A 12164-nucleotide genomic window follows, 5' to 3' on the forward strand; every position below is an offset into this window, starting at 1 on the left:
GCAGCCGCTGGCGCATCGAGCCTTCACGCACACAGTGCCCTAGATGTCGAGGCCCTCGGCCCTGGACTCCGAGCGCCCGATCCCGGTGTCGAGAACGCCTTGTAGGTAGTTCCGCAGCTCCGGGGGGGCGGCCAGCTCGAAGGAGGCGCTGTCGAGGCGGACGAACGCCTCCAGCGGCTCGCCGGGCCGCCACCACAGAGCATTCGGGGACACCGAGTTCGGCCCGGCCAGAAAGCGGACGTAGCCCGCCGCCAGCATCGTCGCCGAGTCGTCTACGAACTCCTCGGTAGCGCTAATCGGGCACACCAGCAGGTCGCGGGCCGTCGGCACCGCCACCACCGCCCCCATCTCGCCCACATCGGGCATCGCCTCCGAAGGGCCCAACAGCAGCGCCGACGTGAACAAGGAATCGCCCGACAGGGCGGTGAACCGCCCCTTCAGCTCGTCGATCTCGGCGGCCACGACCTCCTCGGCCGCCAGCGTGTTCGCCAGAGCCGCCGCCATCACCTCGTCCTGGTCTTCGCCCCATTCGTCGAAGTGGCTTCGGTCCACCGGCATCGTCGCGCCGTCCAAAGCGACCGACAAGCACGAGAACATGCCCAAAGGCAACGGGTCGCCCACCGGGTCGATGTGCTCGATGTGGTTGTGAGACACCACCCGCACCCGCAGATCGCCCTTGACCCTCTCGTAGTCCCCCAAAAGCTCCGACAGCACCTCAGGGGCGAAGTCGTCTAGACGGGTCATGTGCGAATAGACCAACAGCCGCCAATCCTCGGCATCGGCCAGCCGGCACGTCTGGGCCAGGTTCGACAGGCCCAGCACGCAATCCAAGTCCGACACGGTGACGGTGCCCGCAGCCTCGTCGAGCTCGAACTCGCCGAACCGGGCGCCCACCACCCCCTCCACCTCTGACAAGAACCGCCGACGATCATCGGCAGACCACCACGGAGCCCAAGCACAAATCGAAGTTTCCATGGCCGCCACCCTTCACCCCCCAACCGGTCGCAACCGGTCGCAGCAACCCAACCCACCCGCCGAAACCGGTCGCAGCGCCCCAACCGACCGGTTGAGCTACCCCCTTATCGAGGTGACCGGCCAAGGGGGGGTCCTCAAGCTCAACGATGATCAAGAAGCCAATGGGCTATGCCAGCTTCTCGCGCACGCTCTTTCCGAATTCCACCTGCCACACAGCCGTACAAGCTGTTTCCGGGTTGACGGTGATCCCCTTGGCGAGCAGTCGGCTGGCAACCTCCCGTCCCTGTTCTTCGGGGGTGTCGTATTCGAGGGCTGCGAGCACGCTGCGTTCTAGGCTCTCAGCTGTCTCTTGCAGCCACGGGTCGATCTCGGGGACGGCATATTTCCCGGTGAGCATATTGGCCACGGTGAGCGGCCCGGATGAGAGGCCGCGGTCGCAGCGCAACAGGATTCGGCGTCCGTCGTCCAACATGGCGTACTCGGTGAAATCGAAATGCAAAGTGGTTCCCCCACCCTGGCCGGGAGTCTCATTGGCCAGTTCGCAGACCGCGGCCAAAGCGACGACTTCCAGCATTGCTTCTGCTAGTCGAAGTACCGACAGTTGATGTTCACGGCGTCTGTGCACTGCATGTTGGGGCGGACCCAGGATCTTCTCCGATTCACAATCGACAATAGCAAGGACCGCGGCGGGTGTGACGAGCACGAAGATGATGGGGTCGAGGGCGTTTGGGGGCGCCGTTTCGCCCGCCGCTGCAATTTCGCTATGTGCTCGATGACGCCTGCGGGGACAGGGGTGCCTTCGCGGTCGGGAGGCGCTGAGTCCCAACAGGAGCTCGGGGGTCGATCCTGGCTAGTCAGCACGAGTTTCACCACCCGGCTATATGAGGCACCCCTCGGCCAGCGCATCATCGGGGGAAATCCCCAAGGAGGGCTGGCAATCGACAGCTGGCGGCTTACAGTCCCAGGCTGTCGCCGGGTTCGGCGGCTTGGTGGAGTTCGGGGTGGAGGAGTTGGTTGGCGAAGTCGGTCTCCATCAGGCGGTAGATGTTTTGGTGCAGCCAGTAGCGCCAGTCGCGGGGTTTGAGGTTCTTGCAGACCTTGGCGGTGGCGATGAGGTCTTTGTCGTCGTCGACGCCTGATACCCACACCGCGCCGGTTTCCTCGTCGATCTCGTGTGCGCCCCACTCGGACTCGATGGCCCAGCTCGCCGCGGCCATGAACTGGCGGCGGGTGTCGCAGTCCCACCACGAGCACCACTGCTTGGGCTCTGTCGCGGCTGTCTCGAGGTCTTGTTGTTTGACCCGGTTCTGGGCGGGGACGATGAGGCCGCGGAGGTGTTGGACGGTTTGGGTCCATGCCTGTTTTGCCATGTTGCCGCCGTCGGCGGCCAGGGCGATCTCGAAGTCGTGGTCGATGGTGGCCAGCACCGGCGCGCCCGCGGCCTTTTCGACGGCGGCTGGTCCCAGGGCGCGGCGCATGTCTTTCACCATGACCACCCCGGTGGGGGCCACGGTGTTGGGCTCGCAGCGGCGCAGCGCCAGATAGCAGGGCTTTGTGATCAGCACCGACACCCCGGCCACTTGTGCGACGGTGCGGCGCAGCTGGTAGTCGGGGGCCTCGCCGCCGCATTCGGGGTCGAGCGTCCCGGCGTCGGCGATGACCGCCTCAACCTGGGCCGAGCCGACGACCCACTCCAGGATCTCTTGTGTCCGGCGGGGGTCTATGGGGCCGCGGCCGCGGGGCAGGAACCGGAGCGTGTCGGTGACGCGGACCTCCCGGTGGCGAAGCGCCCTGGCGGTCAGGTCGCCCCGGGACCACTCCGCGATGCCCTCCCGGTGGCGGTCAACCCGGAACAGGCCGGCCTGGTCGCCGCACAGATCGACCAATAGCGCCGGCCGGTCCACGGACACCCCGATCGCGGCGAGCGCCGCGGCGGTGCTGGTTCCTTGCCCTCCTTTGAGCGCCCACATGCTGGACAGCATGGCTGGTCTCCTTTCCGAAGACGGTCTAACAACGAGCGGCGCCGGCCCGGCCATCAGCGGGCGGGCCGTCAGATTCCCCCCATGCCGGCCATCGCCGGGGCCTCGGCTGCGCGCCGGGCGTGGGGCTGGTCCAGTTCGGTTTGCGGGCCGGCCATCGCCTCCACGGCCATCTTCGACGCCTCCGCGCACGCCGCCGGCGGTACCCGCATCATCTCCAGGCGGCGGGCTATCGCCTCGCGCGACTCGCCGTCGGCGGCCATGACGAGCGCTGCCCGCGCGGCCCGGTCGGCGGCTTGTCCGTCCCACACCGCCGCCGCGGCCCGGGCGTCTCGGCTGTGGGACGCCCGCAGATCATGCGGCAGGCGTATCAGCTGCTGGCGCGACAGGACCGGCACGGCCCGGCGGACCGCCCACAGGGCGTGACCGGCGCTGGCCAGCCGGTACCTCTCCAGCCGGTACAGGGCCCGCAGAGCGCCCCTGCCGCCGTTGGGGCTGACCCCGAGCCGGATCGACGCATCGGCCAGGCTCATCTCGAACCCGTCGGGGTGGGTGTCGAGGTGTTCGGCCACCAGGCGCAGCATCAGCACCTGGGTGGGGCCCAGAACGCTCGTCCAGTACTTCTCCACATAGCCCGACCGCGACGGCGCCCCTGCCGCCTCGGTGATCGGGTCGCTCCACGGCTCCACCCACACCGACGGCGGCCACCGGTCAAAGCCAGGGTCGCGCTCGCCGCTCACAGCAGCGATTCCCGGGTCGCACCGGTTGAGGGCCATGCAGCCGGCTGGGTCAAAACCACGGCGACACCCTCGCCCACCGCACCGGTCGCAACCGGTCGCAGCGGCCCCGAAGCCCTCAACGAACACCTACACTCCCTTCAACAACCCGGTGTTGCGACGACCGGTTGAATCCGGCCAAGGCACCAGGGTCGAAACGCGAGCAAGAGCGACAAGCAGACGAATGCAATCCGAACAAGGGCAGGAAATCACCGGGAACCAGACCACCATCCAAAGCCCAATCCAACCGACGACAACAACCCCAAACCAGGCCGACGCCAACCCATCACAACAACCGAGCACCAGCAGCGAACAGCGAGCGATTGCCGTCCAGACGTTTGGGGACTGTCACACACGCCGCTTGACAAGGGCGCGTCTGACAGACCTGCCGCCGCCGGGGGAAGCCTCAGTTTCAGGCTGCCTGTGGCGCTGCTGTGGTGGGGGTTGGTCTGCCGGTTTCGCCGAACTCGGGTTCGTCTGTTCTCGCGGGGAGATGGTCTTTGAGGTATTGGGCGGCGGGGGTGTGGAGGGCCTGGAGGCGGCGGGCGTATTGGGCGGCGGTTTCGGTGGTGTCCCATCGGCCTGCGAGCATGAGGCCGATTGTGCCGGTTCCTGCGGCGGCGAGGTCTTGGGCCATGCCGACGCGCAGGGAGTGGGTGGAGATGCCGGCGGGGTCGATGTCGGCGGCTAGGGCTGCTGTTTTGAGGCGCCGGCGGGCGGTGCTGGGCGAGAAGCCGAATATGCGGGCATCGGGATCGAAGCCTTCCGGCCTGAGGCGCACGAGGGCTTGCGCGGCGAACTCGGAGATGGCAACGGCGGCGCCCTTGCCGCCCTGGTCGGTTTTGGACCGGCGAATCCATATGGTGGCCAGGCCTGCGCCGTCGTCGGGGAATTCGATGTCGTTCCAGGTGAGGGCCAGCAGCTCTGAGCATCGCAGCGCTCCGTTGTGGCCCACCGCGGCCAACGCGATGTCCATGTAGGCGCGTCTTCGGGCTTGCTCGGGGGTTTCCAGCCGCCCGCCGGGCTGGTTCCGCCTCGGGACATAGGCGGCGGCCTCGATCAGCAGTATGTGCTCCCAGCGCAGCCCTTGGGCCTGGCGGGTGGTGGTGCCGCACTCGGCGGCGTCGCGGGCAAGGCCGGACAACAGCAGGCGCACCCGGGGGTGGCGGGCCGGGTTGGGGCCGCGGCGTTCGCTGAGCCGGTGGGCTACAGCAGCCAGATAGGTGCGCAAAGTGGAGGGCTTCTTGCCCTCCCAATAGAGGCAGGCCAGCCAGTGCCGGATGGTCTCGACTGTGGGCTTGTGAACCCGGTGGCCGTTCGCGGCCGCCCACCGGGCCCAGCTGCTCCACCCGGTCTCGTAGGTCTTGCGGGTGTTCAAAGACAGCGCCGACGCGTCGGCCCTGCCGATCAGCCTCTCAACACAGCAAACAGCCGCACCGGCTACGGCTTCCGGAACGCTACGCGAGCACATATGACCGGGGGGGGGGGGGGTGATCCATCGCCGAATTCCTAGCCCACACCCACTGTGCAAGTCCAGCCGGAAACAGTGAAAACCCCCAGGTCAGAAGCATGCCACCCGGCGGATAAATGCCTTTATTTCATAGCTCAGAACCAGAGCGTCTGTCAACCCCTCTCCAGACACCACACGGCACAGCCGTAATGCCGGTCAGGCAACAGCCTCGCCGACCAGCCAAAACAGCCGCCGGCCCGGCCGGCCGCGCCCGCCGGGCAAACAGACCTCCACCCGCCGGCATCGCGCCGACCGGCGCGGAACCGGCACCAGCATCCGGCCGCCCCGACACCCACCCCGACAACAACACAGCACCCTGCCCGCTTGCCCCGATCCCCGAATCCCCAGACACCACGGGGTCTCAGCGCCGGCAGACCAAGCGAACACCGCCGGATCCGCAGGGGTCCGAACGCGGCGAATAAAGGCATATATCCGCCGTGTACCAGATCGGGGAAGCAAACCCATGAAACGACGCTCAGCCCACATCGCCGACTTCTTTCGCTCCATGACCGCCAAGCTGCGCGGTGCCCGGAGCGCCCGCAGGGGCGCAGTCCCGGGCCCCCGAACGGCGAAGGGTCTGTCCTTGGTGCTTGTCGCGGTGACGGTGTTCGCAGCCTCGCTGGTGTTTGCCAGCCCGTCGTCTGCCCACGAAGTGTCTCCTGAGCATTCGTGCGAAACGGGGAAGCTCGTCGGCGACCAATGCGAGACCGCCACTGAGGCGACATCCGGCTATTCGTGCGAAACGGGGAAGCTCGTCGGCGACCAATGCGAGAGCCCCAGCGGGGTGGATGCCACTGCCGATTGCCCGTCGGGAACGCTGACAGGCGACGAGTGTCTGCACACCGCCAACCCCACCTACTCCTGCGACACCGGAACACTGAACGGCAACCGCTGCGTCCACACCGCCTCCCCGGTTGAGCGGTGCCCGTCGGGAACGCTGACAGACGACGAGTGCCTGCACACCGCCAACCCCACCTACTCCTGCGACACCGGAACACTGAACGGCAACCGCTGCGTCCACACCGCCTCCCCAGCCGAGCGGTGCCCGTCGGGAACGCTGACAGACGACGAGTGTCTGCACACCGCCAACCCCACCTACTCCTGCGACACCGGAACACTGAACGGCAACCGCTGCGTCCACACCGCCTCCCCAGCCGAGCGGTGCCCGTCGGGAACGCTGACAGACGACGAGTGCCTGCACACCGCCAACCCCACCTACTCCTGCGACACCGGAACACTGAACGGCAACCGCTGCGTCCACACCGCCTCCCCAGCCGAGCGGTGCCCGTCGGGAACGCTGACAGACGACGAGTGCCTGCACACCGCCAACCCCACCTACTCCTGCGACACCGGAACACTGAACGGCAACCGCTGCGTCCACACCGCCTCCCCAGCCGAGCGGTGCCCGTCGGGAACGCTGACAGACGACGAGTGCCTGCACACCGCCAACCCCACCTACTCCTGCCGCACCGGAACACTGAACGGCAACCGCTGCGTCCACACCATCTCCCCAGCCGAGCGGTGCCCGTCGGGAACGCTGACAGACGACGAGTGCCTGCACACCGCCAACCCCACCTACTCCTGCCGCACCGGAACACTCAGCGGCAGCCGGTGCCTGCACACCGCCTCGCCTTCCTATAGCTGTTCGTCGGGGACGCTCAGCGGCAGCCGGTGCGTGACAACCACGACCACCGCCGCTTCTGCCAGATGCTCGTCGGGGAGGCTCAGCGGCGGTCGGTGCCTGCACGTGACCACGGCCGATCCGGGCTGCCCCGTTGGGTACCAGGCCGGCCCCTTCGGCAGCTGCTACAAATACACCTCGCCTTCCTATAGCTGTTCGTCGGGGACGCTCAGCGGCAGCCGGTGCGTGACAACCACGACCACCGCCGCTTCTGCCAGATGCCCCTCCGGGTTCCTGACAGGGGCTTTCGGCATCTGCTACCGCTACACCGCCGCTTCTGCCAGGTGCCCCTCCGGCTACGACCCCCCGTCGCAGGGCATCTGCTACAAGCGCACCCCCGCCGCCGACCCGTGCCCGTCCGGGTACGCCCTCTCCGACGGCCAGTGCTCCCGCAGCACCCTGGCGTCCTCGCGGTGCCCCTCCGGCTACGACCCCCCGTCGCAGGGCATCTGCTACAAGCGCACCCCCGCCGCCGACCCGTGCCCGTCCGGGTACGCCCATTCCGACGGCCAGTGCTCCCGCAGCACCCTGGCGTCCTCGCGGTGCCCCTCCGGCTACGACCCCCCGTCGCAGGGCATCTGCTACAAGCGCACCCCCGCCGCCGACCCGTGCCCGTCCGGGTACGCCCATTCCGACGGCCAGTGCTCCCGCAGCACCCTGGCGTCCTCGCGGTGCCCCTCCGGCTACGACCCCCCGTCGCAGGGCATCTGCTACAAGCGCACCCCCGCCGCCGACCCGTGCCCGTCCGGGTACGCCCATTCCGACGGCCAGTGCTCCCGCAGCACCCTGGCGTCCTCGCGGTGCCCCTCCGGCTACGACCCCCCGTCGCAGGGCATCTGCTACAAGCGCACCCCCGCCGCCGACCCGTGCCCGTCCGGGTACGCCCATTCCGACGGCCAGTGCTCCCGCAGCACCCTGGCGTCCTCGCGGTGCCCCTCCGGCTACGACCCCCCGTCGCAGGGCATCTGCTACAAGCGCACCCCCGCCGCCGACCCGTGCCCGTCCGGGTACGCCCATTCCGACGGCCAGTGCTCCCGCAGCACCCTGGCGTCCTCGCGGTGCCCCTCCGGCTACGACCCCCCGTCGCAGGGCATCTGCTACAAGCGCACCGCACCCAGATACACCTGCACGACCGGGACCCCAAAAGGCACCAAATGCATCACCACCAAACCGGCGACCCTCACCTACACCTGCACTACCGGAACCCCCGACAGCGACAACAAATGCGTTACCACCACCGACGCCGACGCAACCTGCAACACCAGGACGCCAGTAGACGGGAAGTGCCCACACACCCACCCCACCATCACCGGCCTCGACGCCACCGGCAAGTCGCCAGAGGGCGTGGACTACACCGATAACTTCACTGTTGCGCCAGCGACCTCGAACGTGCTGGTATCGGGGGCCGGCTGCGCGCTGTCGGGCACCGCGGGGTCCTACACGCTGACCGTCAGCCGGGCCGACGCTGGCACCCGAACATGCAGCATCGCCGCGGTCGACACCTTGTCCACCACCACGACGGCCACCATCACCTTTGGCGACCCCCCGACTATCACCGGGTTGGACGCCACCGGATCATTGCCGGTGGGTGTGGACTACACCGATAACTTCACTGTTGCGCCGGCGACTTCGAACGTGCTGGTATCGGGGGCCGGCTGCGCGCTGTCGGGCACCGCGGGGTTCTACACGCTGACCGTCAGCCGGGCCGACGCTGGCACCCGAACATGCAGCATCGCCGCGGTCGACACCTTGTCCACCACCGCCACAGCCACCATCACATTCATCGTTCCCCCCACCATCACCGGGTTGGACGCCACCGGCAAATCGGCACAGGGCGTGGACTACACCGATAACTTCACTGTTGCGCCGGCGACCTCGAACGTGCTGGTATCGGGGGCCGGCTGCGCGCTGTCGGGCACCGCGGGGTTCTACACGCTGACCGTCAGCCGGGCCGACGCTGGCACCCGAACATGCAGCATCGCCGCGGTCGACACCTTGTCCACCACCGCCACAGCCACCATCACATTCATCGTTCCCCCCACCATCACCGGGTTGGACGCCACCGGCAAATCGGCACAGGGCGTGGACTACACCGATAACTTCACTGTTGCGCCGGCGACCTCGAACGTGCTGGTATCGGGGGCCGGCTGCGCGCTGTCGGGCACCGCGGGGTTCTACACGCTGACCGTCAGCCGGGCCGACGCTGGCACCCGAACATGCAGCATCGCCGCGGTCGACACCTTGTCCACCACCGCCACAGCCACCATCGCGTTCGGCGAGCCGACCCTGGACCCGTCGCTCGGCGTACCGTCGCGGCCGTCGGTGAGCTGCTCGTCTGACGGTAGGGAGCTCACTGTAAACTGGACCGGCGTCAGAGAAGCGAACGGCTATGAGGCGCAGGAGGACGGCGGCGACCTGCCCGACTGGTCCGGTTCCGAAACGTCGTTCACCGCAGCGTCTATCCCCGGCGGCCACTACCGGTGGCGGATCCGGTCGACCGGTTCGGGATACACCGTGTCGGCCTGGTACAGCTGGGCCGAGGGAGGCTGCCCGGTCTCCGCTCCGTCGGGACTGAGCGTAGTTTGCCAGGCCAGCGGCAAGGTAGCGGTGTCGTGGGACTCGGTCGCGGTAGCGACGCAGTACACCGCGTCCATCACGTCGACCCCGCCGCCCGCTCGCGCCGCAGTGTCACTGGAATCGACCCGGAACCTGGTGCCGTCCGACCTGCACAGCGACCCGCCGACCAGCTTCGAGCTGGAAGCAACCGTGGGCTGGACCTACTCAGTGCAGGTAAAGGCCCAGGCCAACAACAAGTGGTCCAGCCTCTCCGCTTCGGCTGCTGACACCTGCGAGGCGGTTGCGCCGCCCGCGCCGACCGGGGTGGCAGCTTCATGCAGCAACAGAGTGCTGACAGTAACATGGAACTCAGCGGGCACCGGCCTTGCCAAGGCCACCTCCTATAAGGCCCGCATCTTCACCGGCGATCCCACGATCGGACCGATGAGCTGGACCGCGAACACCGCAGGCCACAGCACGACCACCGCCACCGTCCCCGCCACAGGCGAGGGCGACCTGCCCACAACTGGCATCTTCCAGGTAAGGGTCAAAGCCGCCAACACCGCCGGCGACAGCCCCTACAGCGACCCCATAGAAGCCACCTGCGATCCCCTCGCCTTGTCTGCTCCGACTGAACTGGGAGCAGAGTGTCGTGCTGATGGCGTGTTGGAGGTCGAATGGACGACGGCCGTGTCTATTAGTGCGACTCCTACGAGGTTTTTTGATGTGCGGTCCGATGAGGAGACGGTTGGCAGCATCGTCTATGTGCCAGGTCAGGCCGAACTCTTTTATGAGTGGGACCGACCGGAGTCGGCTGAGTCGTACCGGGTACAGGTCCGGGAGCGGGTCTTTGATTCTGGCGAGACAAGGACTTCCCCTTGGACTGCGGTGTCGACGCCCGTGCAGTGTCCGACTTTTGTGCCCAGAAAACTCAGCGTCTCCTGCAACAGCAGCGGCGTGGTGGAAGCCAACTGGGACGCTGTGAATGGCGCAAGATCCTATCGGGTGGACTGGAGGCCCCAGCACGAAGTGGGAAGCGACGAGATCCGCACGACGACCAAGGTTGACCCCACCTGGCAGGAGGACGAGGGTGGCGTCTACCAGCTCGCAGTGTCCGCATACGCAGTCGCAAACAACATGTGGTCGGACTACACGGATCCGGTCAGCGTCACCTGCGATGAGGTGGCGCTTCCGGGGGCGTGGTTGTCGCCTAACTCGAATGAGGACCTGGTGCTGGACCCCGACTCCGTGATCCTGTACACCGAACTCGTTACGCGCTTCTGCCCCACAACCACATCGGAGGAGAAGGCTGTAAGAATCTGCACCGAGAATTGGAACGAGGTCATCGAGGTCAGAGTCGACAACCGGAGTTGGTGGCAGAAGCTGCCCTTAGCACAGTGGAGCGACGGGTACAGCATCGCCAATAACATAAGGACCTTGGGCGGGCTGGTCATCGCTCTCAGAGGAGGGCGGTTGCCGGATGGGACATACACTACGAAGGCCAAGTTCAGTGTGACTAAGGCCGGCTTCAAGCAGGGCAAAGGATACGCCGAGGCCAAGAAAAACGGGTTCGTCTACTTTACGCTGAGTGCACACCCGCCCCAGGTCAACCCGCCAGTAGCGGGCCAGCCGCCGGTGACCGGCTGCTTGCAGCCCGGATATGCATACCGCACTCGAACACTGGACCGGATAACAAAGACTGACGGAAACCACACTACTCACAGGGACATAACCATCCACTACTGCGTGAAGCCGTAGTGAGGCTCCCCCCCCCCTTTGTGGAGACATGCCTTATGCGGAGGAGCTTTGACCGGGAGTTCCGGGATGGGGACACGTGAATTGTCAAGGAGGTCGTCCGGCCGGTGGCCCATCTGGCCCAGGCTCTCGGAGTGAATGAGGGCACGCTGGGAAACAGCGTGCCCGGGAGCGGGCCGGAGGGCTGAGCTGGTCCGGCTCCGCAAGCGGGCCACCGTCGATGATCGCCAGCTCGGCCCGGTGGGCCAGCGCAGCCGAAGTGGTGTGCGTCGACGCCCAGTGAAGGCTACCGCAGCGTCATCGGCCCGCTGCGCATTGACGGCGTGCTGGCCCATACCGCGCTACTCGCCGCCGATCTTGCGCTTGGCGAACCAGGCGGATAACCAGATGCCGCCAGCGCACCCAGAACCAGATCCTGGGCCACCGGGCCGGAAAGGCGACCCGCGCAACGGCGTCCGCAAGCTGCTGCTGATGGGCACCGAGCGCCTCGACACCCGAGGCTGGGACTGCCTGCAAGCCGCCCTCGAACCCTACGACGAGATCGCGCCGACTGTCGGTAAGCCAGTGAGGAAGTCCAGCCCGACTTCAGAGCCACAGATCCCGATCAGGCCGCCGACCGATTGGACGACACCATTTCCTGGTGCAAAGTCCCCGAGATGCACCGAATCGCCCGCACCCTCACCCGATGGCGTACCGAAATCGAAACCAGTGTCGCGACCCGCACCCGCAGCGGACGCACTCAAGCAGCCGACGCCAAAGTCAAAGACATCAAACGTCCGGCCATGGGCTTCCGCAAATTCTCGATGAAAAGCCCCGTGTTCGGTGGAGGCGTGATGATGGATTCACACTGCCAGTGATTCCTGATGTCGACCTTCGAACTCTACGGGTTTGGCCATGCTAAGCGATGTGTGTCGGCAGCGTTGAAGAGCTAG

General features: G+C 66.9%; 6 protein-coding genes and 1 pseudogene. 2 read left to right on the forward strand and 5 right to left on the reverse strand.

Annotation, left to right across the window (positions count from 1 at the left end; translation table 11 throughout):
- Nucleotides 1-39 precede the first annotated feature (39 nt).
- From ACOOGG_RS02370 to ACOOGG_RS02390, 5 genes are all read right to left on the reverse strand, one after another.
- On the reverse strand, nucleotides 40-975 hold the full coding sequence (locus ACOOGG_RS02370) for a hypothetical protein (RefSeq protein WP_420431902.1): 936 nt from the start codon (nucleotides 973-975) through the stop codon (nucleotides 40-42).
- A 166-nt stretch (nucleotides 976-1141) separates the two neighbouring features.
- Nucleotides 1142-1549, reverse strand: a complete 408-nt coding sequence (locus tag ACOOGG_RS02375) for a hypothetical protein (RefSeq protein WP_420431904.1) — start codon at nucleotides 1547-1549, stop codon at nucleotides 1142-1144.
- Nucleotides 1550-1928: 379 nt separating this feature from the next.
- A complete protein-coding gene (locus ACOOGG_RS02380; RefSeq protein WP_420431905.1) occupies nucleotides 1929-2957 on the reverse strand; it encodes a cellulose synthase operon protein YhjQ/BcsQ in 1029 nt (342 codons plus the stop codon).
- A 68-nt stretch (nucleotides 2958-3025) separates the two neighbouring features.
- Nucleotides 3026-3730, reverse strand: a complete 705-nt coding sequence (locus ACOOGG_RS02385; protein ID WP_420431907.1) for a hypothetical protein — start codon at nucleotides 3728-3730, stop codon at nucleotides 3026-3028.
- 412 nt (nucleotides 3731-4142) lie between these two features.
- Nucleotides 4143-5108, reverse strand: a complete 966-nt coding sequence (locus ACOOGG_RS02390; RefSeq protein WP_420431909.1) for a tyrosine-type recombinase/integrase — start codon at nucleotides 5106-5108, stop codon at nucleotides 4143-4145.
- A gap of 595 nt (nucleotides 5109-5703) precedes the next feature.
- On the opposite strand from ACOOGG_RS02390, the gene ACOOGG_RS02395 reads away from it, so the two are divergent.
- Together ACOOGG_RS02395 and ACOOGG_RS02400 are read left to right on the forward strand one after the other, a co-directional pair.
- Complete coding sequence (locus ACOOGG_RS02395; protein WP_420431911.1) at nucleotides 5704-11235, forward strand: hypothetical protein; 5532 nt, start codon at nucleotides 5704-5706, stop codon at nucleotides 11233-11235.
- Between the two features lie 575 nt (nucleotides 11236-11810).
- A pseudogene (locus tag ACOOGG_RS02400) lies at nucleotides 11811-12089 on the forward strand (transposase); the annotation flags it as partial.
- Nucleotides 12090-12164: the final 75 nt, after the last annotated feature.

The sequence above is a fragment of the Candidatus Poriferisocius sp. genome, assembly GCF_965214065.1.
Classification (GTDB): domain Bacteria; phylum Actinomycetota; class Acidimicrobiia; order Acidimicrobiales; family Bin134; genus Poriferisocius.